Consider the following 25897-nt stretch of genomic DNA (forward strand, 5'->3'; position numbering starts at 1 on the left):
ACATCGCCGTATATGCGCACATAATGCAGAGTTCTGTGTGCGATGACCGAAAAGATATAAGAGAGGGAGAAAAATGGGACTGCTGGAAAAGTTCGCACTGAAAGCGGCTGTCAGCATGGTGAGGGCAGGTGCTAAAAAGAACGGCTCTGAGGCGAGTCAGTTTGAAAGACTGTCAAAATCTGCAACAAGCACTTCGTTCGCTAAAGATGAAGTGGCAATAAGGACGCTGTTGGAGAATACCACAGGCGGCGTGCGCAACAAGAGACAGGTGACATATCCGAAGTATGATTTTGAGGTGACATTGCTGGAGGCTAAAACTCTGCTCTCCGACAACAGGACGAAAAATCCGTATACGGCTGAGGTGCGTTTCTTCATAGCATTGCCAAATGCTGAAACGCTTCTTACCGAGCGATATGACAGCATCGGTGAAACTATAAACGGCGCTGTTGCAGGTGCGGTAAAGAAATTCGCGGCGATACTGAATGATATGTTTGAACTGATAGACGGTGCTGATGATGACCTGATAGAGAATTATTTTGACGGCAGACAGCATATATACAGGTATGCGACAGAAAGCATGATAGGCTGTGTCGGTGCCCCTGCTTTGCAGGAAATAAACGGCTTTTTCGGTCAGATAGAGGACGAACTGCCCGCATATCTGGGGGCTTAGAAGCACTATTGGCTGAGTATGGAAGCGCTGTTCAGCGGCGACCACATGTCGGCTAAGTGCAAGATAAACAACGAAGAGATAAGCAGGCTGTCAGAACTTGTCGAAGAGAAGGCACGCAGGTATTTCACTGAGGAAAGCTATGGGCAGGTGCAGGAGCAGAAGCTGATAGTGCAGTCTGACAGGACATATGTCATGGTGAAGCCGAAATACAATGATGCGTACAATAATATGTACAAGTATATCCGTCAGTGCATACCGCTGATGGGGCAGTCATCGGTGCTGGTGTCTTATAACGAACTGTTCAGAAAAGTGCAGGCGATAACGGGCGATACACATTCGGCGTGGGAGGTAATGACTTTCCTGCCTGAGATATATGTGCAGTGTTATTTCAAGATAAAGGGCACAGGGCTGGTAAACATGAAGATAGGCGAAAGACAGCTTGAACTGACTGATTTCCAGATATCGCCGCTGAGGGTCATAAAGTCTGAGGTGGAGTCTTTCCTTGAAAAGAACAAGCCTTGCGATGAGTTCAACCAGAACATATTCTCGATGAGCGCACGTTTTGAAAGCGCGATGAATGCTCTCAAAAGCGGTGTAAAGGAAGAAGAACTTGCCTTTGGCACGCTTAGCGTAGAAGCACCCGATGACTATGTTATATGGTGAAAAACGACCGACTGACGGTTCATTTGTTAGAAAATGGTGATTTAAATGAGAAAAGCAGAGATAAAACGAAAGACCCGCGAAACGGACATAGAGGTGTTCGTTGACCTTGACGGCAGCGGGAAAGTCGATATAAATACGGGCATCGGTTTTTTTGACCACATGCTCACAGCCTTCGGTGTACACAGCGGCATTGACCTGACTGTAAAGTGCGATGGTGACCTTTATGTTGATGCCCACCATTCGGTGGAGGACACAGGCATTTGCATCGGCAAGGCTTTTGCGGAAGCGCTGGGCGACAAGGGCGGTATCGCGCGGTACGGTTCAGCTTATGTGCCGATGGACGAAGCGCTGAGTTTCTGCTCGCTGGATATAAGCGGCAGACCTTTTCTGGTATTCAGTGCCGAGTTCCATGATGACAGGTGCGGCAATTTCGACACCTGCCTGACGGAGGAATTCTTCCGCGCATTTGCCTTTAATTCGGGCATAACACTGCATATCAGAGAAGAATACGGCAAAAACGACCACCACATCATCGAAGCGATGTTCAAGGCGGTGGCGCATGCTTTGAAGGACGCGATGACCGAAACGGGCAAGGGCGTGCTTTCGACAAAAGGAGTGCTGTGATGATAGCGATAGTTGACTATGGTGCGGGCAATATTTTTTCGGTGAAAAATGCGCTCGACCATCTGGGTTATGAAAATAAGCTGACTGACAAAAAAGAGGATATCATCTCTGCTGACAGAGTGATACTGCCAGGTGTAGGGGCTTTCCCGTGGGCGATGAACATGCTGAAAGTCAGCGGGCTGGTGGATACTATAAAGGAACAGGCACAGGTGAAGCCTTTCATGGGCATTTGTCTGGGCATGCAGCTTATATTTGATAAAGGTTACGAGTTTGAGGAGTGCGAAGGGCTTGGAATGGTCGGTGGATATGTTGACAGGATAACCGACCCCGGACTGGTGATACCTCACATGGGCTGGAACAAGCTGGAATACAACCGCGACTGCCGTCTGTTTGACGGGCTGGGCAACGAGGAATATGTATATTTCGTACACAGCTACAAGGCTTTCTGCGAGGACAAAAATTTGTACGCTTACTGCACATACGGCTCGAAAGTGCCTGCGGTGGTGGGCAATGGAAAGTTCGTTTACGGCTGTCAGTTCCACCCGGAGAAAAGCGGCGAAACGGGTCTGAAAATACTGAAGAATTTTGCTGAGCTGAATGTATGAGCTGGCGTGAGATAAACACACAGTCAGATATTGACGATTTTATGGAAAAAAACGGCAGTCTGCACGATTCGGTCATAGTTTCGGTAAATTATGTAAGCGGCTGTCATAACACAGACGGCGATATGATGATAGTTTCTGCGCCTGACAATGCTCTTCTGCTCACTGTTGACAGCGGGTGGCTTGGCAGGATAGAGATGCTTTTCAGCGGAGTGGTCTACCATGCTGTGCAGGGATATTGTGAAAGATCTTCATCTGAGATACACGAATGTGTGCTGGAGTTCCGCACAGACCTCATGGGAAAGACCCGTGATGACAGGCTGATAGTCTGGACAGATTTCAGACAGCTGAACGATCTTGAAAATTTCGGCATAGACCTGAAAAAAGCAAATGACTCCTTTGTTATCGCAAGGTCTTTGAGATGGCGATATGCAGAAGAGTCCGATGAAATGGACTGCATTGATGAGGATTACAACAGATTTTTATAGGAGGCAAATATGCTTGCTAAAAGAATAATACCCTGCCTTGACGTGCGTGACGGCAAGGTGGTAAAGGGCGTTAATTTTGAAGGAATAAAAGAAGTCGGTGACCCCGTTGCCTGTGCGATGGAGTACAATCAGCAGGGCGCTGACGAGATAGTTTTTTATGACATAACCGCGTCCCATGAGGGCAGGGGAGTTATGCTGGACGTTGTGCGCGAAACAGCGAAAAAAGTGTTCGTACCGCTGACTGTCGGCGGCGGCATCAAGACTGTTGATGACATACGCGACACGCTCAGGGCGGGTGCTGACAAGGTGTCTGTGAACTCGCAGGCGGTGCAGAACCCTCAGCTTATAAAGGACGGTGCTGATATTTTCGGCAGTCAGTGCATCTGCGTGGGTGTTGATGCTAAGGCTGTCGGGGAGAATAAATGGACAGTTTTCATCAACGGCGGACGCATCGACATGAAGATAGACCTGATAGAATGGGTGAAAAAGTGCGAACAGCTGGGCGCAGGCGAGATATGCCTGAACTCCATAGACACTGACGGCGTGCGCGGCGGATTTGACCTGCCGATGCTTAAAGCTGTTGTGGACGCTGTGCAGATACCTGTCATTGCATCGGGCGGCGCTGGCAAGCTGGGCGACTTTGCTGAGGCTTTCCTCAAGACCGACTGTTCTGCGGCGCTGGCGGCAAGCCTGTTCCATTTCCACGAACTGACTGTGGGCGAAGTCAAGGCTGACTGCCGCAGCAAGGGCATCATTGTGAGGTAATGGGCGGAGGATATATCCGCAGTGTCGAACTTTTCGGTATGGAGGACGAGCGGAGTTACATCGCTGACCTGCCTGCCGTGAAGCACCTTGCCGATATAGGCGGGCTGAGTTTTGATAACAGTGTGACTTTTCTGGTGGGCGAGAACGGCACAGGCAAGTCTACCTTACTGGAGGGCATAGCTGTGGCGTTCGGTTTCAACCCTGAGGGCGGCAGCAGGAATTTCAGCTTTGCCACCAATGAAACGCACTCGCCGCTGCATGAACATCTGAGGGTGATAAAGAGTTTTTCCCGCCCGAAAGACGGATTCTTCCTGCGGGCGGAGAGCTATTACAATGTTGCTACCAACATTGATGAGATGGACAGACAGATCGCATCAAGTTCGCCCATAATAGACAGCTACGGCGGCGTTTCACTGCATGAGATGTCGCATGGTGAGAGTTTTTTTGCTCTGGTGATGAACCGTTTCAGGGGTGATGGGCTTTACATACTGGACGAGCCTGAGGCGGCGCTTTCACCGCAGCGGCAGATGGGTCTGCTGATACGCATGAATGAACTGGTACAGAAAAACTCCCAGTTTATCATAGCTACACACTCTCCTATACTGCTGGCGTACCCCGATGCGCTGATATATGAGCTTGACGAGCGGGATATCACCCGCAGGCGCTATGAGGAAACACAGACTGTCAGCGTCAGCAAGGCTTTTCTGAACGACCCGAAGAGAATGATAGCAAAGCTGTTTGGAACGGAGTGAGAAGCATGTATTTTTCATCGGAATATGCTGATGTTCAGCTGTGGAAAGGCAAGTCACTGCTGACATGGAAAAAGCGGGCGACATTTGATAATTACCGCGCACCTGCCACCGCCGCGCTCGAACTTATCCGTCAGCATGGCTGTGATATGGTCATAGATGCACGAAACGGCTTTGAGGACGAGAAGGAAGATGTCGAATGGGGCTTTGCTTTTCTTCTGCCTGAAATGGCTAAGTCGGGGTGCAGGAAAGTCTGGTTCATCATGAATGAGGTAAATGATATTGCCGAAGAGATGGATATGTGGACTGCGGAGTTCCTGAAATACTTTGAAGTCGGAAAAGTCGATGACCCTGAGAAGATAGGTGACTGATATGATAGCATACAAGACAACGCGCGTTTTTTTCGGTGGCTATGAAAAATGCGGTTTCAGGCGGAAAACAGAGTTATCGGCTATGTTTATCACCATACTGTGGACATAAGGAGTTATTATGGGATACAGCGAAGCAAAATGCCCTCACTGCGGCAAGATGAACCGTGAGATGTGCAACGCATACATGTACGGCAGTCCCATACGCACCTGCCGAAAGTGCGGTCAAAAATACCTGAACAGGCGCTATCGCGAGCCTGCGGTACAGGGGTTCGATCAAAGGACTACCGACCCGAACCTCTATAAAAAATCGGGGATAATATGTGCGGCACTGCTGGTGCTTGCAGTTATTTGGTACAGGTTCACCACGAGAAATCTGGGGTACTATACCAACTATCAGGTGGGTTTTCTTGTGATGCTGCCGATCGCGACAGTCGGAAGTATCATACAGTATATCCGCATAGTGAGCGGCTCGATGGACAAGGCAAATCATAAGTTCCTTGCCGAGAGCGAGGAACGCATGAAAGATAAGGAGTATGTGGCTGAACTGCTGGCGAACGGCTACAAAGTTCCCGAAAAATATCTTGATAATGACGGAGGAGAAAATGGCTGAGAATAATAAGATAAAGATCGATATAAACGATCTGGACAAGTATTTTGTGAAGAGTGAGCTGATACCTGCGATATGTTATGAGGTCAACACAAAGACGGTGCTGATGCTTGCCTACATGAACAAGGAGAGCCTTAAGAAAACACTGGAAACAGGCTACACATGGTTCTGGAGCAGGTCGAGGCAGGAATACTGGAACAAGGGCGCTACCAGCGGACATCTGCAAAAGGTAGTATCCATCTACGGCGACTGTGACGATGATACGCTGTTGGTGAACGTTGAACAGACAGGCGTTGCCTGCCATACAGGTTCATACAGCTGTTTTTTCAAGGAAATGTATAATGAGGAGGAAAAATGATGACAGTTTATCAGGAGATATTTGAGGTGCTCAAAGCACGCAAGGAGCAGTTCGATAAGGGTGAGGCACCTGAAAAGAGCTACACATGCTACCTGTATCAGCAGGGCGTTGACAAGATCTGCAAGAAGGTCGGTGAGGAGGCTGCTGAAACTATAATCGCGGCTAAGAATGGCGACAATGACGAACTGAAAAACGAGATAAACGATCTGCTGTACCATGTGATGGTGCTTGCAGTAAATCAGGGTCTTGACTGGGCTGATGTTGAGAAAGTTCTTGACGAGCGCAACGAAAAGATCGGCAACTTAAAGCAGTTCAAGACTGTTGACAAGAATACTTAAAACGAAAGCTCTCCCATAAAAAGGAGAGCTTTTCTGCACACTATCTGCCTTTTGCGAATATGATGTAGGGAAGACAAAACTTCAATATTTCATTCGCGGGAGGTATTTTTATGAGTGAGAATGTTTTCAGACCAAACAGCAGTTTTAAAGAAGCTGTCTGCATCGATGCCATGCGAATATTCGATTCGTGCAGTGCGCAGGACTGTCTTGAAGACCTGACATTCGTTTTCAGCACAGAGGATCAGGCGATCATCGACGATGCGGCATACATCAAGACACAGTCGATTGATGTGACGGACGTTAACTTCGGCATAAGCCCTGTGGCTTTCAATCAGGGTTTCTATTCGGTAGATGTGACTTACAATTTCCGCGCACAGATAGAGGTCTACAATGGCGACAACACGCCGCCTGTGGTGGTCTACGGTACTGCACCTTTCACTAAGAAAGTGATACTTTACGGCAGCGACGGCGGCACACAGAGATTTGTTTCTGACAGCGGACTTATCACCACACAGGAGTCACCGACCACAGGCTGTGCGTGCTGTAGGTCGCTCTGCACACTGCCAACTGCTTCTGTCAGTCTTGTCGAACCCATGTGCCTTGATACCAAGCTGAATAATGCTGACCCGGAAACGGGTGAGCGCACAGTTTTCATCACCATTGGTCTGTTTGCGATAATCTCGCTGTCACGCCCTGTACCGCTGATGGTGCCTGTTTACGACTACTGCGTGCCGGGCAAGGAATGCACATCTTCAAGTGGTACACCCTGCGAGATGTTCGAGCAGATAGATTTTCCCACCAACGAATTTTTCCCAAGAGGACTGGAAACGGGCGGCTGCATGAACGGCTGCAATAACGGCGAGCAGAGAGAAAGCTAAAAATATAGCCGCTGTACGGTGGGTACAGCGGCTTTTGCTATGCAGTCTTGTTTTCGGCATCGCTTGCTTTGTGGAGGAAGTTGTTGTATATAAACACCAGCACTGCCATCGTGATGATGATGATATATCCGACAAAACTCCATTTATCGGGGAACTGATGGAGAAAGATCATGCCGAGTATGGTCGTGAATATCAGCTGTGAATAGTCGTAGACTGATATCTCTTTTGCGGGGGCGTGGGAGTATGCGGCTGTTATGGAGAACTGTCCGCCTGCCGCTGAGATGCCCGCACCCAGCAGGCAGAGAAACTGCGCCAACGTCATAGGTTTGAACTGGAATATCAGGAACGGCAGTGTGAACAGGCATGAAAAGCCCGAAAAGTACGCAACTATCACAGGTCCTTTCACGCCATGCTGACCTAAATAGCGTACACAAGTATACGCAAGACCCGCGCCCATTCCGCCGAGAAAACCGCATATAGCGGGGAATAGATCGACATTTGAGAAGCTGGGCTTGATTATGAAAAGGCTTCCGCCGAATGCGCCCAGCACAGTTAAAAGCTGGAATCTGGTCAGCTTTTCTTTCAGGAAAATGTACGAAAATACGATGACGAAAAAGGGCGACATCTTGTTTAGCATAAGTGCATCGGAGAGATTCATTTTGCCCAGCGCGTAGAAATTGCCTATCATGCCGATAGTTCCGCCAAACGCCCTTACAAACAGTACAGCGTGATTCTTTTTGTCGCCTATCTCGAACTTAGTGCCGCTTTTTTTTAGCGAACCGATGGCGATGAACAGTGCGAAAAGGTTGCGGAAAAAAACTTTCTGCATGGTGGGCAGGTCGCCCGATTTTGTCACGAAAAGCCCCATCAGCGCAAAGCAGAACGCCGACAGAACTATGTAAATGACGGCTTTGTACTTCTTTTTAACCATTGCCGTCACGCTTTCTGCGGTCAGTCATATACTCATGTTCAGCCGCAAGTTCTTTTGCAAGTGCACAGACCGTCCAGTCGCGGTTGTGCTGTGTTACCATAGCTTTCAGCGGGATACTGCATCCCTTATCTCTCAGTTCGTTGACTGCCTTGTTAAGTTCATTCGGTGTAAGACCCGAAAATATCAGCAGTTCTTCCGAAACATCGAGGCGCTGTTCGCTTTTTGCGTATCCTTTTATGCCGCATATGAAGCCGATGCTGTCAGCGCCGCAGTCCTTGTCAGCCGCCAGAAAACTGCCGCCCAGCGCAGACATGACCTCACTGATGACAGCCGCCTTTTCCTCTGAAATATTCACGCCCGCCGCAGTTTTCGGCGCCGGTGAACTCAGCCTTGCTTTCATTTTTACCACTTCCTATAATCCATGTTTGTGGAGTTTATCCCACTCCATATCTTCCTCACTGTAATAATCGTCATCATCGGTGATGACATTGTAATTCTTTTTGGGGTATTTTATCTCTTCGTGCAGCTTGTCTATCAGCGTCAGCTTGGCTTTAGTGTCGATAAATCTCAGCACGAGAATGCCGTCTTTTGGCTGATATTCACGGCGTTCGCCCTTGCGGTCGATCTTGTAAAAAGCCGATCTTTCAGCCGCTTTAAGGTGAAAGCACATGTTGCCGCGAGGATCCTGCCCGCTTTTTTCAACCTCATCGTAATAGATGGTGACTTCAAGCATATCACCCAAAAGACCCAGCTTTTGCAGATGCTCTGTCTTGTCGGGATATATCCGCGTATACAGGCGGGTATCCCGCGAAAGGCTGTAATACCTGTACAATAACACCCCGACCGCCGCGTTTGCCACTGCGACCGCCATCAGCAGAACTTTTATCAGTATGACCTTGACGATGACAGCCAGCACAAATATTATGCCCGCAAGTATAAGGTTTCTATACATCTGCCGCGATATTTTGCGGTGTTCGGCGAGATCGTTTATCGCTTTAGCCTGCTTTTCTGTGCGTGACAGCTTTGGCGGGAACTCATAGATAAGCGCCATTAAAGACACCCCCTTCACATAAAATTTTATTATAGCATATTAATATGAATTTTTCAACTTTCCGCGCCGCAAAAAAACGCGCCCCCACAGCTTAGTATGGGAACGCGCCTGACTTATGAAAAATGAAAAAGACTTGGCTTACTTTATCTGCTCGCCCAGTGCCTTGCACTTAGCCAGAGCATCATCATCGGGGGTGTTGTTAGCGGTGAAGCCTTCGCCGCCTACTACCTCAGCGCCTGCGTTCTTTACTCTGTCAGTCCAGATACGCATCCATTCGCCGTCGCCCCAGTCATAAGAGCCGAACAGAACTACCTTTTTGCCTGCGAGCTTGCTCTCATTAGCGGTGTACCAGGGTTCTACTTCGGTATCTTCCAGTTCTTCTGCGCCCATAGCGGGGCAGCCCAGTGCTACTGCATCAAACTCGGAAACATCGCCCGAAAACTCGGAAAAAGTAACTGCCTCAACGCCTGCACCCTCTGCTACTGCCTTAGCCATAGCTTCGGTGTTGCCTGTGCCGCTCCAATAGATAACTGCTGTTTTCATTTTGTGAAACCTCCGTTTTTAAGTATAGTATGGGCAAAAAACTGCCCATTATGCAAATAGTTAGCTTTAACAAACTTATAGAGTTAGTAATTTCTAACCATATATACTATACCATCTGCACCCCCTGTTAGTCAAGGGTGACTTGTGACTTGCTTGACGGATAAACGTAAACAAAGTGTAAACAAATACCCATCGTTGCAGAACGATGGGCGGGAGTCAATCTCTGAAATCGAAAAGCTGGCGCGGCTTTATCTCAAGGACTTCACACAGCTTGAATATAAGGTCAAAGGAAACGCCGACATTTCCGAGTTCTATGGCGCTGATGTGGGAGCGGTCAATGTCGGCTAGTTCTGCTAATTGCAGCTGTGTAAGTTTTTTCAGTTTACGGTAATATACAACATTTGCACCGAATAATTCATAGTATTTTTTGTATTCAGGTTTCATATGATCACCTCTATATTATTATATGCCTAATGTTATCAATCGTAAACCTTGTTAAAATAGCGTGGCGCTACTCACGCAAGTAATAAAATGCGTCTGAATAGTAAAATGCTATTGACACAAGTCAAAATACGTGTTATAATAACATCATCTTAATATGTCGTGAATTGTTTTCCGCGTCGTAGGCGGGGGTAACGATCAGTTTGAAAGGGGAGTTCTTTTATGAAAAAAATACTTGCACTGACACTAACTATTATAATGACCTGCACCGCGTTGGGTTCATGCGGCGAAACAGCACAGCAGTCCGCAGAAAGCAAGGCGGCGACCACCACAACAACTACAGCTACCGAAACAACAACGACAGAAGTTACCTCCTCGGAAACTCACAAAGAAAAAGAAACTACAACTACTAAGGTGACAGAAGCTGAAACCACGACGACTACCACTGAAATAGCTGATGAGAGTACAGCTGAAACAAAAGTTTCCACAGTTGAGCAGGTGTCTGAACCGGAAGTTGTGTACGCTGATTTAAAAGAGGCTTTTATTGGCTATATTGAAAAATACTTAGACAAAAAGGTTACAGGTATTTCGTACAGAGATGGTGGATATGAAGCAACCGTTGATGGCAATGAAGTGATTTTTTTGGAATTACCACACTTTTTATCAGAAGAGGAAGCGTTGGCATTATATTCCAATGATAAATATTTTAAAGTGGCATATGAAAATCGTTTTGATTACAGATTTATAATCTATTATAATGATATAGATTATACTCCAATCGATAAATCGAATTTTGAAGATGCAAATCAAGAAAAATCATTGTATAAGGATTACATCACTTTAGTAAGAGAAAACACCCCTCTTAAAATTATAGGTGCTGATTTTAACACTAATAGTGGTGAATTTGAATTAACGCTTGAAGATGGCAGCAAAACTGTCCTTGCAAGTTTAGGAACTAGTGGATACGAAGAAGCGAACGCTTTATACAACAGCTATGATTTCAAATTAGTTATCGAAGAGGAAAATTGGGCTGGATTGAGAATGTATGTAACTTGTGTTTGGGAAGAGCAGTAATCTATGGAATTGTAATTGTAAACTTTCTGTAAACCTCTTGAAATCCCTCGAAAACTGTGCTAATATAATATAGTAAAATAATATCACATAAACACTGTGACCAAGAGAGTAAGCATTCAATACGACTTACAGAGAGAGCCGCCGCGAGGTTTTTCGTGGGCTGCAAGCGGCTTATTTCGCAGAGTGCCGAAGTTCACTTGTGAGTGGCTGCGCCGAAGGCTTTTGCTTGTAAGCGCGGACGTTGTGCCTGCGTTAAGGGGAAGGGGAATGTTGGTTCTCTAGGGGTGGTCAACGTCTGTGAAAACAGCCGTAACAAGATACGTTAATGTCGGTCTTGTCCTGATTTTGGGACAAGACCTTTATTTTTGTTAGGAGGATAAGAAATGAAAGAACAGCTGCAAAACATTGAAGCAAGCGCTAAGGAAGAACTTTCAAAGGTCAGCGACATCAAGACGCTGGAAGACCTGAGAGTCAGATTTCTGGGCAAAAAGGGTGAACTGACTGCCATTCTGAAACAGATGGGCAAACTCTCCGCTGAGGAAAGACCTGTTATAGGTCAGCTGGCTAACAAGGTCAGAGGCGATATTGAAGCCGCTCTGACAGCACGCCGCGATGAACTGAAAAGCAAGGCTGAGGAGATGCGCCTGAAAGCTGAAACACTGGACGTTACTCTGCCCGGCAAGAAGCAGAAGATAGGCAGGGCTCACCCGCTGGACGTTACCCTTGAACAGGTCGAGGAAGTTTTTCTGGGCATGGGCTTTGACATCGTTGAGGGTCCTGAGGTAGAAACAGACCACTACTGCTTTGAGGCGCTGAATATGCCTAAGCATCACCCTGCAAGAGATACACAGGATACTTTCTATATAAATGAGAACGTTCTGCTGAGAACACAGACTTCCTCCGTTCAGATAAGAACTATGGAGAACAGAAAGCCTCCTATCAGGATAATCTCGCCTGGCAGAGTTTACCGTTCCGATGCGGTGGACGCTACACATTCGCCGCTGTTCCATCAGATAGAGGGTCTGGTCATCGACAAGGGCATAACTATGGCTGACCTCAAGGGCACTCTTGAACTGCTGATGAAGCGTCTTTACGGCGAGGAAACTCAGGTAAGGTTCAGACCTCACCACTTCCCGTACACCGAGCCATCTGCGGAAGTTGACCTTATGTGCTTCAACTGTCACGGCAAGGGCTGCTCGATGTGCAAGCAGGAAGGCTGGGTAGAACTGCTGGGTTCGGGTATGGTACACCCTAAGGTGCTTGAAGAATGCGGCATCGACCCTGAGGTATACAGCGGTTTCGCATTCGGCATCGGTCTTGAAAGAATAACAATGGGTCGTTACAGCATAAATGATATGCGTCTGCTTTATGAGAATGATATGAGGTTCCTGGAGCAGTTCTGATGAATTTTCAAAAATAATAGCTTAGAACTTATTTCGCCGCAGTACAGATACAGAACATTTCGGAGAATATAAATGAACGACTACAAAAACAACTGGTTTTATAAGACATGCTCAAAACAGGGCGGAAAGAACATCGTGTTTATCGTGGTGGGCGTGCTGCTGGTCTTAACAGCACTTTATACTTCACAGAGAGGTATCTGTGCGCACCCTCAGCATATGCGCTGATAAGGTACGATAAGATCAAGGATATACATGCAAACTCTGTGAGGGTCAGCAAGGCAGGTCAGCAGAGCGTTTTTGTGAACATAGAGTTCACTTACGGCTGACCGAGCATCGACATAAATATCAAAGACTATGGCACGTTTTTAAAAGCGCCTGCCGAGTTCACTGCACTTGTGCAGCAGCATGCGGCGGCGATGATGCAGAACAGCGGTATGTTCTGAATCAGGGATTTACAGATCGGAGGAAATATAAATGGATCTTTCAATGAAATGGCTCGCAGATTATGTTGACTGCGATATGCCTATAAAGGATTTTGTTTCGGGTATAACCCTTTCAGGCTCAAAAGTTGAGTGCTATAATGAAGAGGGCGATTATCTGGAGAATGTTGTGGTAGGTCAGGTAAAGGAGATAGTTCCTCACCCGAATTCCGACCACATGTTTATCTGCCAGCTTGATGTCGGTGAGGGTTCGCTCGTGCAGATAGTTACAGGTGCGCAGAACGTTAAAAAGGACGACTTCGTGCCTGTTGCAAAGCACAAGTCTACCGTACTTCATGACGGCAAGCCCGTGAAGATAACAAAGGGCAAGCTGAGAGGCGAGGCTTCAAACGGCATGCTCTGCTCGCTGGGCGAACTGGGGCTTAACATACATGATTTTCCTTATGCCATCGAGGACGGCATATTCATACTGGGAGATGACTGCGACAAGACCATCGGCAAGGATATCCGCGAGGCGATAGGCTTCAACGACACTGTTGTTGAGTTTGAGATAACCTCCAACAGACCTGACTGCATGTCGGTCATCGGTCTGGCAAGGGAAACTGCGGCAACTTTCGGCAAGGAACTGAAAGTCGCTAAGCCCGAATTCAAGGGCGTTTACGGCGATGTTAACGAAATGCTCAAAGTCAAGATACACAACACCGACCTCTGCAAGAGATATATCGGCGCTATCGTCAAGAATGTAAAGATAGGTCCTTCACCCAGATGGATGCGCGAAAGACTGAGAGCAAGCGGCGTTCGTCCGATAAACAACTTTGTTGATATAACCAACTATGTAATGCTGGAATACGGCAGACCGATGCACGCTTTTGACCTGCGCTATGTTGAGGGTGCAGAGATAAATGTCCGCAACGCTAGGGCAGGCGAGAAGATAACCACTCTTGACGGCATCGAGAGAGAACTGAGTGAGGAGATGCTGGTCATTGCTGATGCTAAGAAGCCCGTTGCAGTAGCAGGCGTCATGGGCGGCGAGTACAGCGGTATCATGGACGACACCACCACCGTTGTTTTCGAGTCGGCTTGCTTTGACGGCGCAAGTGTTGCCACAACCGCAAAGAAGCTGCGCATGAGGACTGACGCATCTTCAAGATATGACAAGGGTCTTGACCCGCACGAGTGCTATGAAGCACTGATGAGAGCCTGCCAGCTGGTAGAAGAACTGGGCGCAGGTGAGGTAGTAAAGACTGTTATCGATGAGAATTATCAGAGCGAAACTCCTCTTAATGTTGAGTTCAGTGCTGACTGGATAAACAATTTCCTCGGTACTGATATACCCGAAGCTGAGATGGTACGCATACTTGAAAAGCTGGAGTTCACCGTGAAGGACGGCAGAGTTTATGCACCCTGGTTCAGAGTTGACATCGGCTGTAAGGCTGACATCGCTGAGGAAGTTGCAAGGATATACGGCTACAACAGCATACCCGATACCATCATCAGGGGCGTTGCAAATGCACAGCGCACACCAAAGCAGAACTTCGAGAAGAAGGTCAAGGCGGCTATGCTGTCGATGGGGCTGAACGAGATAGAAACATTCTCTTTCATCTCGCCAAAATACTTTGACAAGATAGCTTTGCCTGCTGACAGCAAGCTGAGAAACACTGTTACCATAATGAACCCTCTTGGTGAGGACACCAGCGTTATGAGAACTACAATAGTTCCTTCTGTACTGGAAGTTGTGGGCAGAAATTACAGCTACCGCAATCCTGAGTGCTACGTGTTCGAGATGGGCAACGAGTATATCCCTGTTGAGGGCGAAGTTCTCCCTACCGAGCCTGTAAGACTGGGCATCGGCTTCTATGATACCGAGAGCGGTGCAGATTTCTATACACTCAAGGGCATGGTAGAGGGTCTGATGAATGCAGTGGGCGCTGAGAACATCGAGTATGAAAGACCATCTGATGACTGCGAGTTTGATGAGGTTTCCGCTTTCCATCCCGGCAGATGTGCTGTTGTAAAGGTCGATGGCAGACAGATAGGCATATTCGGTGAACTTCACCCGAAGGTGATGGAGAACTACGGCATCGAAGCAAGGACATATGTTGCAAAGATAAACATCCCCGAACTGATGGAACTTTCCTGCGATACAAAGACCTACAAGCCTCTGCCTAAGTTCCCTGCGACCACAAGAGATCTGTCGGTGGTATGCGATGAGGAAGTGCCTGCGGCTGTTCTTGAAAAGCTGATACGCAAGGCTGTCGGCGGCATTCTTGAAAGCGTAACACTGTTTGACGTTTACAGGGGTGAGCAGATAGAGGCGGGTAAGAAGTCTGTATCCTACTCGATCTCGATGAGATCTCTCGAAGGCACACTGACTGACGATCAGGCTGACAAGGCTATGGAAAAGGCTGTCAAGGAACTGAGTGCTATCGGTGCTGAACTCAGGTAAGTAAATTGTAAAAAAAATATTGCCAAATTTGTGCAATTCTGATAAAATTTATTCTACCCCTTGTTATTTTTGAAAAAATGGAGTATAATATAATCAAGGACAATTAGCAAGGAGTTGAGCATTTATTATGACAGACAGAACATTGGAATTTTCGTCATTGCACCCTGATAAAGAGAACCTGCTCAAAGATACGCTGACAGAGGTGTATGATGCGCTCAAAGAAAAGGGCTATGACCCTGTAAATCAGATAGTAGGCTATATCCTTTCTGAGGATCCGACCTACATAACCACATACAACAATGCGAGAAGCAAGATACGTCACATAGACAGGGACGAACTTTTGCAGGCGCTTGTGAAAAATTATCTGAAAACAGAGTAACAATGTGATTTTTCGGGGACGGGATTTATTTCCGCCCCCGTTTTTGTTTATTCTGCGCCTGACTGCAAATAATATGCAGAAAGGAGGAATGCAGAATGAACAAGCTGATTCTGGCAAGGTTTGCCGCAGTTTTTACGGCAGGTGTGCTGACTGCCTGCGGCATGACGGGCAGAAAAGAAAATGGCGGTGATGACATCGGTGCATCATCGGCGGCGGCAGAACCCGTGATGATAACGGCAAAAGGTGTAAAGTCGGACTACTCGGCGCTGTCGGGCGAGTGTCACGGTTACGGTCAGGGCGTGCAGGTGGACGAAAAGAACCGAACGCTGGGCGCGCTTGACTTCAACCACACCTACGGAAAATACAGTGCAAAAGCCATAAATGAGGACGACAAGAAGATAACACTGACTTTCGACCAGGGATACGAGAACGGTTATACTGCGCAGATACTCGATACACTGAAAGAGAAAAATGTAAAGGCGGTGTTCTTTCTGGTGCAGGACTATGCCGAGCGAAATCCCGAACTGGTACGGCGTATGATAGATGAGGGGCATACGGTGGCGAACCACTCGGTACACCATTACTCGATGCCATCGCTGAATGAGGAAACCTGCCGCACTGAGATAACTGACTTCCACGAATATATGAAAGAGAATTTCGGGGTGGAGATGACGCTCTTCCGTCCGCCGATGGGTGAGTTTTCTGAGAAGTCGCTGGCGGTAACTGCTGACTGCGGCTATGAAACTGTGCTGTGGAGTTTTGCTTATGCCGACTGGAATGCAGATGACCAGCCCGAACCCTCTGCGGCACTGGATAAGCTGAGAAAAGCCGCTCATGAGGGGGCGATATATCTGCTTCATTCGGTGTCTTCCACCAATGCGCAGATACTCGGTGACCTGATAGACGGTCTGCGTGAAGACGGCTTTGAACTATAGCGATCCGCCTTAAAATTCAGACAAAATCCAGTCACAAAACCCATAAATCCCAGCTTTTGCGACCGGATCTTGTGAATTTAAAAAGTTGGATCGCTATAGAAGTCTGAATTTACAACAAAAGCCCTTTCTTACGAACTTCTGTAAGAAAGGGCTTTGTTATATCGGTTTTGTCTTACTGTCAGCTGAGTGGCTTAATGTTCTTTACATGTGCCGCGATCGCAGAAACATCGGTGATGTTTACCTTACCATCGCCGTTTACATCAGCGCGTGTGATGGCTTCGGCGTTGAGTTGCTTTATGTTCTTGACATAAGCTGCCGCAGCAGAGATATCTGTTACCGTCACAGCACCGTCGCCGTTTACATCACCGCGCGGAAGTTTTTCAGTGCCGAATGCTTCGTTGAGGGCGGTTTCGAGAGCATCCAGCGAGGTGTTCTGCGGCTTGATTCCTGTGCCTCCGTTGGTGGCGTTTCTCAGTGCTCTGGTGTGAGCACTGTCAACTGCCTTGCGCTGTTCTTCACTGAGAATGTCAAGGTCGGCGTTGTCATATCTTTGCAGAAGTTCCAGCGCTCTCAGCATGGTGGGGTAGTACTCTTCGCGTGAAGGCGCAGTGCCCTTGCCGTGAAAGAACTCGTTCATCCAGCCGATACACTGGTCGGCAGACCACATAGCCGAGCCTGACGGGAAGCGTTCAAAGTACTTCGGCAGGTTCTTGTAATAGCCGTCCTTGATCTCAGCAAGCTGTTTGTCGTAGTTCTCGGCGCTGAAAGTATCAGCGGCGGTCGCCATCGAACTGCGGAATATCTCTTTGAATTTTTCGTTCTGAAGTGCCTTGTAAGCGATGACAGCCAGTGTGTCGCCGCCTTTTTTGCCTGTTTCATATATCTGTATCAGCTTGTTGTTGGTTGAATTCTCGCTCTTGTTGCCCCAGAGGTACACGCCCATCTCGGTATCGTAGAACATAGTTCTCCAGCGGCAGTCGCTGTAATCGGGGTTATTCTCATCAGCCTCGCGGGAACGCCACAAGCGCCAGTTCTTTACCGACCAGTCCTCATTGGTGATGTATATCTCAGCCGCCAGATAGTTTGCCAGATCCTGCACATCGAACATCTCGGTGAACTTCTTGTACTGTTCGGGGTCGGTCAGGTCAGCGCTCCTTATCCAGCTGTCCATCTCGTTCCAAAGTTCGATGTCGGCATCTTCGCCTTCATCAACTTTCGGGCTGTTGTCCTCATACTTGGTGGATATTATCACCACATTTTTCTTCTTGACATCGAAGTGGTCTTTTACATAAGAGTCCGAGTAGTCCTCCTGCATCGTGTAAAGTCCCCAGTATTCGCCGTTTATGAACGCCACAACAGGTCTGCCTGTCTGTGTCGAAAGTTCAAGACCGCCGCTCATTCTCTGCAAAAGCTGGTCCTTGAACTTGGTGTAGTTTGCATCATTACCGCCGTTTCTCAGCACGAATTTATCAAAGTCGTTTATCTCTCTGCCCTCACCGTCACGGGAAGTCAGTCCCGCAAACAGGGGATAGTCGAACTTCTTGGCGCCGTACTCTTCGCGGGCGTAGAAACGCAGGCTCTTCTGATAATCCTGTCTTGAATAGCCGCCTTGTATCCTCATGCCGCAGTCCTGTGAAAGTACAGTACTGCCGTCGTCGATGAAGTCTATATGCACAGGACGCTCCCACTCTTTGCCCCTGTTCATGGCGTTTTCTTTGAGGTAAATGCCTTTTTGCTTGTCGAAGAGATTGTCGCTGTCAGTAACTATCGACATAACGCCCACGCCGTTATAGGTGGTATCATCATAGCCCACAAAGTAAGACTTTGTTACCACTCCGCTCACCTGACCGTCCTTTATTGCCGCCGCCCTTATGACCACAGCTTTATCGACTTTGACAGAGGGCTTTCTCTTCTGTTCCCATGTGTACCAGTCGGTGAACAGCGACCTGTCCATTGCGGAAAGCACGTTGGGCCGGTCGGTCACATTCTCGATGGTTATAGCGCCCTCATATCTGGTGGAATTTTCAGTCGGGGTACTGCCGTCGGTGGTATAGTATATCTCGGCGCCGTCAGCGGCAGTAAGTTCAAGTTCAAAGCTGTCCGCGAACATTCCGCTGTCGCGGGAGAAAGCAGGTGCATCGGGGGCTGAGAACAGCTGTTCTTCCGAGTTGACAGCGTTAGGTGACGGGTTCGCGATGACAAAATCGGTGCCGTCAGCAGGTATGCGCGCATAGACGGTGTCATCAGCAAGTTCAGGTGCATCTGCTTTATCGATAATGGAAGTGCCGTCGGAAAGAATAACAGTTTCGCCCTTTGCAGAAAGCCCGAACAGCGCTATGGGCTTTTCGGGAGTGCTTTCAGCCTCGATGTTTTTGCCGCAGTAGACTACCAGGCAGCCGCCCGCAGGTATCTTTGTACCGTCGGGTATCTTTGCCTTTGCAAGTTCGGCTTCGTCATCACTGAGGTACAGCCCGCCGATGTCTGCGTCCGAAGAGGTGGGGTTGTAAAGTTCTACCCAGTCGCAGAACTTGTCCTTTGAGTCCTTTAGGTCGGTGAGATTGCCGTTCGCACCCGTGTTGCCTGTGCAGACTTCACTTATAAGTACAGCAGGCGAAACCTCAGCCGCAGCGGGGAATGCAGATACAGTGCCCGAAACTGTCAGCAGCGCCGCGATGAATGCAGCTGTCATTTTGTTTTTCATTATATTCACTCCTATCAAAATATGAAATTGTTCGTAGTACAGATCAATGTTGAACTTCCTGCCCATTATAGCACATTATCAATATAATTTCAAGCGTTTTGGCAAAAATATTATAGAATTTGAACAGTAAATGCTAATATACATCACGCCTGAGAAAAGGTAACACATGTCGGTTCATATTGTGTAAGTTGTTTTGGACAGAATGTCTTTATTTATGTATTTCGGGGCGGTATTTTTACTAAAAATCAAAAAAAATGTGGGTTTTCTATTGACAAAGAATGTAAATGAGTGTATAATGTACAAGGGAAGAAATTAGTTTGGATTGTTTATCAAACTATACTTTAGGAGGATGATCTACATGAAAAAGAAGATATTTACAGCTGCACTTGCTGCCGCTGTAGCTATGGCAGCTGCTCCCGCAGTTCTGGCGGTAGAGCAGACAGATGCCATCACAGGTGACCTGAATGTTACCGATTTCTTTGGCGCTAAGACAGATGCCGTTCAGCTGAATGACGGCGAGAGTGTTACATTTAAGTTCAACAACAAGTCCAACGGCACCAACAACTGGGATAACTTCGTTATGTGCGTTGCAGGTGAGGTCGGTGAGGCTTACACGGGCGCAGATCAGGAGATACTGGTCGTTAGAGCCGATAACTGGGGCTGGGGCGGCGGTTACTCTGACTTCGTAGCACCCGATGCCAGCGGCAATAAGCTGAATTTTGAAACCGATATCAACTGGGATCGCTGGGCTGATGAATGCCAGAGCGGTATGGATGTTGAGATAACTGTCAGCAAGGAAGGCAACACCCTTGCTTACAATGCGAAGATAGGTGAATACACCGATAAGCTGACCGCTACTTCGGGCGTTGATCTGCCAAACAGCGTTTATATATTCTTTACAGGTGAGAACTGTGACCTGACAGGTTTCAGCACCTCTAAGGGCGGCGCTAATCAGGAGGATATCAACAACCAGACTCAGGCCGGTCTTAAGGTAGTTGACAGTCTTTCAGGCGAACTGAACGTTGCTTCATTCTTCGGCAGCAAGACAGATGCGGTTCAGCTGAACAACGGCGAGAGCATCACATTTGATTTCAATGCCAAGTCCAACGGTTCCAACAACTATGAGAACTTTATACTGGGCGTTACTGGTGCAGCAGGTGAAGAATATACAGGTGCTGACCAGGAAGTTCTGGTACTGAGAGCTGATGCTTGGGGCTGGGGCGGCGGTATGTCCGACTTCGTAGCACCTGATGCTGAGGGCAACAAGCTGGCTTTCGAGTCTGATGTTAACTGGGATGAATGGCAGGCAGGCGCTCAGAACGGCTACAAGGTAACTGCTACACTGAGCAAGGACGGCGACAAGCTGACTTACAATGCTAAGATCGGTGATTATACCGTTAAGTCCACTGCTGTATCAGGCAAATCTCTGCCCGATAGCCTATACGTATTCCTGACCGGTGAGAACTGCGATATCACAGGTATCTCCACCAGCAAGGGAGGTGCTCAGGAGAACAACACTGAGTCTAAGGCTGCAAATTCCAGTTCTAAGGCAAGCACCACAACTTCTTCTAAGGCTTCGACCACTACTACCACAACAACTTCAAAGGCTTCTGATGCTACAGCAAACAGTTCTGCTGCTGAGTCTGACAACACCAAGACAGGCAACTCTGTTGCCGGCGGTTTCGTTGCTGTTGCACTGACTGCCGCTGCTGCTGTTGTACTTCGCAAGAAGAAGTGATACATAGCAAAGATATATCGGAGCGCTGAGCATATCAGCGCTCTTTTTTGTACATAAATTCGGATAGAAAAACAAAGCAGACATGCTCTCACCGAGCCTGTCTGCTTTGTTTTTCGGTAAATAATACCTTATAATGGGAAAGGTTGGTTTGGAATAAACGATCTGATATACCTCAAGCAGCCACAGTCAGGGAGGTGCTGCGGCTGCAAGTGGTATATGCGCCGATGTGTGACCGCGACGCTTATTTTTTGAGTTTTGCCATCATGTCCAGAAGTTCAAGCTGCTGTTCAAATGCGTTCAGTTCAGTTTTTTCATCGATGATAACCAATTCGGTATCAGTCAGCTTCGCGAACAGCCTGATGTCTTCGGTGGTCAGCGCTGTGGAAACTACGGCGTGGTGAGCGCCGCCAGCGTATATCCATGCAGCTGCACCTGTCTTGAAGTCGGGGACTATCTTCCACATCAGCCTTGCTACGGGAAGTTTGGGCATCTCTTTCGGCTGCTTGACAAGGTCTATCCTTGCGCACACGAGTCTGAAACGGTCGCCCATGTCAACCATCGAAACTGCTATGCCTTCGCCTACGATACCGTCAAATACCAGTCTGGCAGGGTCGCTCTTGTTGCCGATGCCCAGATGGTGTACCTGTATCTTTGGCTTGGAAGCTGCAAAAACAGGAGAAACTTCCAGCATGTGAGCAGCCAGTTCCAGTTCTTCGCCGCTTGTCAGGTCATAGGTGTAGTCCTCCATGAAGCCTGTTGCGCCCTCTCTGCCTGCGGCTATCTTTTGCAGGACAGCTGCAAGCGCAGCAGTCTTGTAGTCGCCCTCAGGACCAAATCCGATCCCCTTAGCCATGATGTTCTGAGCTGCGATGCCCGGAAGCTGGTTCAGCCCGTGAAGATCCTGGAAAGTATCGGTGAAAGCAGCCGCATTTTCCTTAGCGATGAACTTGTCCAGAGCAACTTCGTACTTTGCCTGTTCTCTTACTGCATCGATGTTTTCGGTGTCCATCTCATACTTGTCGGTGTACTCAGCCATTTTTGCATCTATCTCAGCATCGGTGACTGAGTTTGCGATCTTCACCAGATCACCTATACCGTAGTAGTTGACATTCCAGCCGTACTTTATCTCGCTCTCGACTCTGTCGCCGTCTGTAACTGCAACATCGCGCATGTTGTTGCCGAACATTGCGACTTTCATACCTTTGCAGAAGTCCACACCCTCAGCCGCGTGAGCGAAACGGCGTATCTGTGCGATGACATCATCATGCTTGTAATAGCCCGCAACGACCTCGCGCTTGATGCCCAGTCTTGTGCAGATGAAACCGAACTCTCTGTCGCCGTGCGCCGACTGGTTCAGGTTCATGAAATCCATGTCGATGCTGTCATACGGCAGTTTCTCATTGTACTGTGTGTGCAGGTGCAGCATGGGCTTTTTGAGGGCTTTCAGCGCTCTTATCCACATCTTCGCAGGCGAGAAAGTGTGCATCCACATGATGACTGCTATGCAGTCCTTATCGGCACTTGCCTTCACGCAGAGATCTTCAGCTTCGTTTGATGTCTTGACTATGGGGGTATGAACGATCTCGGCTATATCTCCGATCTTTTCGTTCAGGAACCTGACCATCTCAAGGCTGTCCTTTTCAGCCTGTGCGAGAGTTTCCTCGCCGTACAGATCCTGACTGCCTGTTAAAAAGTAAATTTTTTTCATAATGAACTCCATTCTATATATCAATGATCGGTCAGCTTTGCTCAAAAAAGTCTTACGCTTACTACCGACAGTTTGGGCAGAGTGAATTTTACACCCTTTTCGGTGATCTCAGCCTTGTGCTCAGCGGGAACGATCCTCTCGCCGTCCTCAAAGTCATTGTAAGCGTGAACATCACCGTATGTCAGCACTTGTGCTTCTGCCTTTGTGAAGCTGTTGCCAACCAGTTCGCACTCTATCTCAAAATCTTCTTCAAGAGAAGCGTTAGAGAAAGTCAGTGTCACATGACCGTCTTTGTCGATCGATGCAGACTTGGTGACTGCGGGTATCTTTCCGCCTGCTTCTTCGTTCTCGCAATAGCTGTAGAGCAGTTCTGCGTCCTGATGTGTCTTATACATGTTGAAAACGTGGTAGGTCGGGGTCTTGACCAGCTTTTCGCCCTCAGTCAGCAGAAGTGCCTGCAATACGTTTACCGCCTGTGCAAGGTTAGCCATTGCTACTACATCCGAATGCTCGTTGAAAATATTCAGGCTGACAGCCGCAACTATAGCATCACGCATGGTATTCTGCTGGAAGAGGAAACCCGGATTTGTACCCTCCTGAACATCGAACCAGCAGCCCCACTCGTCAACTATCAGCTTCATGTTGTCGCTGTGCTGCTTCATTATATTGTTGTGCTTCTCTATCAGTGTGCCGATGTGCATGGCATTTTTGATCGTCTGATAGTATACCTCATCAGTGAAATCTGTGGCGCTGCCCTTGTTGAAGAAATCACCCGATGGTATGGTATAATAGTGCAGCGAAATAGCTTTTGCGTGGAAGTCGTTGATGCCTTCCATCAGCTTTGTGGTCCAGTTGTAGTCATCAACATTTGGACCGCCTGCGACCTTGTAAAGTTCGTTTCCGCCGAAATTGCGGCAGTAGGTCGAATAGCGTCTGTAGAGATCGGCATAATATTCGGGGCGCATATTTCCGCCGCAGCCCCAGTTTTCATTGCCGATGCCGAGATATTTGAGTTTCCATGGCTTTTCTCTGCCGTTCTTTCTTCTCAGGTCAGCCATTGGCGATACTCCGTCAAAAGTGATGTACTCGATCCAGTCAGCCAGTTCTTCGACAGTACCGCTTCCTACGTTACCTGCCAGATAAGGCTCACAGCCCAACTCTTCGCACATGTTGAAAAACTCGTGTGTGCCGAATGAGTTGTCTTCGGTAACGCCGCCCCAGTGAGTGTTGACCATCTTGGGACGCTCGCTCTTCTCACCGATGCCGTCTTTCCAGTGGTATTCATCAGCGAAGCAGCCGCCCGGCCAGCGCAGGACAGGCATTTTTATTTCCTTGAATGCTTCGATGATGTCGTTTCTGACACCGTTTGTATTGGGAATATCAGAATTCTCACCGACATATATGCCATTGTAGATGCACCTGCCGAGATGCTCTGAGAAATGTCCGTATATCTCACGGTTGATATGTGACTTTTTGTCTAATGTGTTTACGACTGCTTTGAGTTTTTTCATGTTTCTACCTCCTGAGTTTGGTTCTGCGTGTATTTGCGGAATTATCCCCGCAGATATTATAACCGTAGCAGACTGCATATTGGATGTTCGCCTGTGTGCGTACATTACATAAGCTGAGTCTGTACAACTGTCCGACTGTCATTGCAAAAGAAAATATGTAATTACAAATAAAAAGTCTTGACAAATTTATACATACATATTATAATGATATCAGCAAAAAGTCAATGGACAATACACTTGATGATATGGAGGATTATCTTGAACGAGATCATTTTATCTACCGACAGGCTGCCTGTTATGTGCAGTTGTGACTATATCGCGCTGACCGAGCCGTACTTCATGGCTGAGAGAACGCCTGATTTCAACGTTATCATATATGTGGTCGAAGGCAGTATGTGCATCACTGAGGGAAAATGTGACTATGAACTCGAAGCGGGGGAGCTGCTCTTTCTTAAAAAGGGGCTTCACCATTATGGCAAAGATGCTGTGCCGCGCGGCACAAAATGGTATTTTGCGCACTTCTATCTCGATGAACCGGTGGGTGACCGACCTGAGTTCATACCCGATCCCGATCCTTTAGGTGCGGGTGAAAGGGTCGAGTTGAATGTTATCCTGCCAAAACGTATATCAGTATCAAAAAACGGACAGATACATAATTTATTTGCGGAACTTGTGAAGTACAGCCAAAGTGAAGACCCATACAAACGCCTGCGCGTGAACGGAATGCTGTATTCTCTGCTGACAGAAGCCGTTTTGCAGCGCTACACCGAAAGTGCGATGCCGCGCCTTTCTGACAGGATATGTGCATGGCTTGGCGAACACTGCAATGAGTCTTTTTCGGCAGCACGTCTTGAAAAGGAATTTTTCCTCAGTTATAAACGCATGGCTGCTGTATTCAAGGCTGAACAGGGCGAAACTATGCAGCAGTTCCACACAAAATGCCGAATGACTAGGGCGTGCTATCTGCTTCGCTCGACAGCAATGCCTGTCCGCGAAGTTGCTAACGCTGTCGGTTACAATGACCCTCTCTATTTTACACGATGCTTCCGCAGCTGTGAGGGACAATCGCCATCGGATTACAGAAATTCCGTCAGAGCAGGATATTAAGGTTGGGCATATTGACATGGATAATTATACTTGTCATACATCTGAAATTTATTTCGTCAAATTCACGATACAGGTGAATATATATGCGACTGAACTTGTAGACATTCATGTGAAAAAGGCAGACATGTTTGCAGACTTAAGCGTTTTCGAGCTATTCAAAACGTGCTTTTGGGGCTGATAAATGGTCTGAAATACAATTTGTATGGTAAAATGTGGTAACTTGTTATTACAATTTGTGAATGTTCAATATTATATATTCTAACAATTTGTGCAGATTAAGCATTGACAGAAAAGGGGAAATTCTGTATAATAATGACAAGATAGTCAATTTGGATATTTTGCTTGACATTCAGATGAAAAAAGTGTATAATATTTC

General features: G+C 47.7%; 28 protein-coding genes. 20 read left to right on the forward strand and 8 right to left on the reverse strand.

Features of this window, described 5'->3' with window-relative positions:
- The first annotated feature begins 73 nt into the window (after nucleotides 1-73).
- From CUS_RS17675 to CUS_RS17730, 12 genes are all read left to right on the forward strand, one after another.
- On the forward strand, nucleotides 74-670 hold the full coding sequence (locus tag CUS_RS17675) for a hypothetical protein (protein WP_002853211.1): 597 nt from the start codon (nucleotides 74-76) through the stop codon (nucleotides 668-670).
- Between the two features lie 18 nt (nucleotides 671-688).
- Nucleotides 689-1333 (forward strand): hypothetical protein, encoded by a 645-nt coding sequence (locus CUS_RS17680; protein WP_002853316.1) that lies wholly within the window; start codon nucleotides 689-691, stop codon nucleotides 1331-1333.
- Between the two features lie 45 nt (nucleotides 1334-1378).
- Nucleotides 1379-1957, forward strand: a complete 579-nt coding sequence (gene hisB / locus CUS_RS17685) for an imidazoleglycerol-phosphate dehydratase HisB (RefSeq protein ID WP_002853426.1) — start codon at nucleotides 1379-1381, stop codon at nucleotides 1955-1957.
- Complete coding sequence (gene hisH / locus CUS_RS17690) at nucleotides 1957-2562, forward strand: imidazole glycerol phosphate synthase subunit HisH (protein ID WP_002853322.1); 606 nt, start codon at nucleotides 1957-1959, stop codon at nucleotides 2560-2562. Before hisB ends, hisH begins: the two co-directional genes overlap by 1 nt.
- On the forward strand, nucleotides 2559-3047 hold the full coding sequence (locus CUS_RS17695; RefSeq protein WP_002853454.1) for a hypothetical protein: 489 nt from the start codon (nucleotides 2559-2561) through the stop codon (nucleotides 3045-3047). The genes hisH and CUS_RS17695 overlap by 4 nt, the downstream gene beginning before the upstream one ends.
- Before the next feature lie 9 nt (nucleotides 3048-3056).
- Nucleotides 3057-3812 (forward strand): imidazole glycerol phosphate synthase subunit HisF, encoded by a 756-nt coding sequence (gene hisF / locus CUS_RS17700; RefSeq protein WP_002853374.1) that lies wholly within the window; start codon nucleotides 3057-3059, stop codon nucleotides 3810-3812.
- A complete protein-coding gene (locus CUS_RS17705) occupies nucleotides 3812-4564 on the forward strand; it encodes an AAA family ATPase (RefSeq protein WP_002853266.1) in 753 nt (250 codons plus the stop codon). The genes hisF and CUS_RS17705 overlap by 1 nt, the downstream gene beginning before the upstream one ends.
- A 5-nt stretch (nucleotides 4565-4569) precedes the next feature.
- Complete coding sequence (locus CUS_RS17710) at nucleotides 4570-4932, forward strand: hypothetical protein (RefSeq protein ID WP_002853414.1); 363 nt, start codon at nucleotides 4570-4572, stop codon at nucleotides 4930-4932.
- A 118-nt stretch (nucleotides 4933-5050) separates the two neighbouring features.
- Complete coding sequence (locus CUS_RS17715; RefSeq protein ID WP_002853268.1) at nucleotides 5051-5542, forward strand: hypothetical protein; 492 nt, start codon at nucleotides 5051-5053, stop codon at nucleotides 5540-5542.
- On the forward strand, nucleotides 5535-5897 hold the full coding sequence (gene hisI, locus CUS_RS17720) for a phosphoribosyl-AMP cyclohydrolase (RefSeq protein ID WP_002853458.1): 363 nt from the start codon (nucleotides 5535-5537) through the stop codon (nucleotides 5895-5897). Before CUS_RS17715 ends, hisI begins: the two co-directional genes overlap by 8 nt.
- The gene (gene hisE, locus CUS_RS17725) at nucleotides 5897-6235 is read left to right on the forward strand and encodes a phosphoribosyl-ATP diphosphatase (RefSeq protein WP_037277936.1); all 339 of its coding nucleotides are present in this window, start codon (nucleotides 5897-5899) and stop codon (nucleotides 6233-6235) included. Before hisI ends, hisE begins: the two co-directional genes overlap by 1 nt.
- A gap of 110 nt (nucleotides 6236-6345) precedes the next feature.
- Nucleotides 6346-7113, forward strand: coding sequence for a hypothetical protein (locus tag CUS_RS17730; RefSeq protein ID WP_002853465.1), 768 nt, complete (start codon nucleotides 6346-6348; stop codon nucleotides 7111-7113).
- Nucleotides 7114-7150: 37 nt separating this feature from the next.
- Here the strand turns inward: CUS_RS17730 and CUS_RS17735 are convergent, their stop codons facing one another.
- The 5 genes from CUS_RS17735 to CUS_RS17755 form a co-directional block, all read right to left on the reverse strand.
- Nucleotides 7151-8044 carry a DMT family transporter gene (locus tag CUS_RS17735; protein WP_002853260.1) on the reverse strand — a complete coding sequence of 298 codons (894 nt, stop codon included), beginning with the start codon at nucleotides 8042-8044 and terminating at the stop codon, nucleotides 7151-7153.
- The gene (locus tag CUS_RS17740; protein ID WP_002853254.1) at nucleotides 8037-8444 is read right to left on the reverse strand and encodes a DUF3783 domain-containing protein; all 408 of its coding nucleotides are present in this window, start codon (nucleotides 8442-8444) and stop codon (nucleotides 8037-8039) included. Before CUS_RS17740 ends, CUS_RS17735 begins: the two co-directional genes overlap by 8 nt.
- A gap of 12 nt (nucleotides 8445-8456) precedes the next feature.
- Entirely contained in the window at nucleotides 8457-9095 is a 639-nt protein-coding gene (locus tag CUS_RS17745; RefSeq protein WP_002853479.1) for a hypothetical protein, read from the reverse strand.
- 138 nt (nucleotides 9096-9233) lie between these two features.
- A complete protein-coding gene (locus CUS_RS17750; RefSeq protein WP_002853434.1) occupies nucleotides 9234-9638 on the reverse strand; it encodes a flavodoxin in 405 nt (134 codons plus the stop codon).
- A 216-nt stretch (nucleotides 9639-9854) separates the two neighbouring features.
- Entirely contained in the window at nucleotides 9855-10082 is a 228-nt protein-coding gene (locus tag CUS_RS17755) for a helix-turn-helix domain-containing protein (RefSeq protein ID WP_002853264.1), read from the reverse strand.
- A 219-nt stretch (nucleotides 10083-10301) separates the two neighbouring features.
- Here CUS_RS17755 and CUS_RS17760 point away from each other — a divergent pair, with 219 nt between their 5' ends.
- The 6 genes from CUS_RS17760 to CUS_RS17780 all read left to right on the forward strand — a co-directional run bounded on the left by CUS_RS17760 (nucleotide 10302) and on the right by CUS_RS17780 (nucleotide 16756).
- On the forward strand, nucleotides 10302-11153 hold the full coding sequence (locus CUS_RS17760; protein ID WP_002853437.1) for a hypothetical protein: 852 nt from the start codon (nucleotides 10302-10304) through the stop codon (nucleotides 11151-11153).
- A 383-nt stretch (nucleotides 11154-11536) separates the two neighbouring features.
- Nucleotides 11537-12556 (forward strand): phenylalanine--tRNA ligase subunit alpha, encoded by a 1020-nt coding sequence (gene pheS / locus CUS_RS17765; RefSeq protein WP_002853286.1) that lies wholly within the window; start codon nucleotides 11537-11539, stop codon nucleotides 12554-12556.
- A 72-nt stretch (nucleotides 12557-12628) separates the two neighbouring features.
- On the forward strand, nucleotides 12629-12781 hold the full coding sequence (locus CUS_RS19980) for a hypothetical protein (RefSeq protein ID WP_002853410.1): 153 nt from the start codon (nucleotides 12629-12631) through the stop codon (nucleotides 12779-12781).
- Nucleotides 12782-13030: 249 nt separating this feature from the next.
- The gene (pheT, locus tag CUS_RS17770; RefSeq protein ID WP_002853250.1) at nucleotides 13031-15442 is read left to right on the forward strand and encodes a phenylalanine--tRNA ligase subunit beta; all 2412 of its coding nucleotides are present in this window, start codon (nucleotides 13031-13033) and stop codon (nucleotides 15440-15442) included.
- A 127-nt stretch (nucleotides 15443-15569) separates the two neighbouring features.
- Nucleotides 15570-15821 carry an IreB family regulatory phosphoprotein gene (locus CUS_RS17775; RefSeq protein ID WP_002853386.1) on the forward strand — a complete coding sequence of 84 codons (252 nt, stop codon included), beginning with the start codon at nucleotides 15570-15572 and terminating at the stop codon, nucleotides 15819-15821.
- A gap of 95 nt (nucleotides 15822-15916) precedes the next feature.
- Entirely contained in the window at nucleotides 15917-16756 is an 840-nt protein-coding gene (locus tag CUS_RS17780) for a polysaccharide deacetylase family protein (protein WP_002853272.1), read from the forward strand.
- A gap of 178 nt (nucleotides 16757-16934) precedes the next feature.
- Here the strand turns inward: CUS_RS17780 and CUS_RS17785 are convergent, their stop codons facing one another.
- Entirely contained in the window at nucleotides 16935-19457 is a 2523-nt protein-coding gene (locus CUS_RS17785) for a CotH kinase family protein (RefSeq protein WP_002853392.1), read from the reverse strand.
- A 358-nt stretch (nucleotides 19458-19815) separates the two neighbouring features.
- Between CUS_RS17785 and CUS_RS17790 the strand changes: the two genes are divergently transcribed.
- Complete coding sequence (locus CUS_RS17790) at nucleotides 19816-21195, forward strand: hypothetical protein (protein ID WP_002853407.1); 1380 nt, start codon at nucleotides 19816-19818, stop codon at nucleotides 21193-21195.
- 241 nt (nucleotides 21196-21436) lie between these two features.
- On the opposite strand, the gene araA is transcribed toward CUS_RS17790, so the two are convergent.
- The gene (gene araA, locus CUS_RS17795; RefSeq protein ID WP_002853486.1) at nucleotides 21437-22903 is read right to left on the reverse strand and encodes an L-arabinose isomerase; all 1467 of its coding nucleotides are present in this window, start codon (nucleotides 22901-22903) and stop codon (nucleotides 21437-21439) included.
- Between the two features lie 41 nt (nucleotides 22904-22944).
- Nucleotides 22945-24414, reverse strand: coding sequence for an alpha-N-arabinofuranosidase (locus tag CUS_RS17800; RefSeq protein ID WP_002853300.1), 1470 nt, complete (start codon nucleotides 24412-24414; stop codon nucleotides 22945-22947).
- Between the two features lie 258 nt (nucleotides 24415-24672).
- Here CUS_RS17800 and CUS_RS17805 point away from each other — a divergent pair, with 258 nt between their 5' ends.
- Nucleotides 24673-25521 carry a helix-turn-helix domain-containing protein gene (locus tag CUS_RS17805; protein ID WP_002853256.1) on the forward strand — a complete coding sequence of 283 codons (849 nt, stop codon included), beginning with the start codon at nucleotides 24673-24675 and terminating at the stop codon, nucleotides 25519-25521.
- The last annotated feature ends 376 nt before the right edge of the window (nucleotides 25522-25897 follow it).

This window comes from Hominimerdicola alba 8, from assembly GCF_000178155.2.
Classification (GTDB): Bacteria; Bacillota; Clostridia; order Oscillospirales; family Ruminococcaceae; genus Hominimerdicola; species Hominimerdicola alba_C.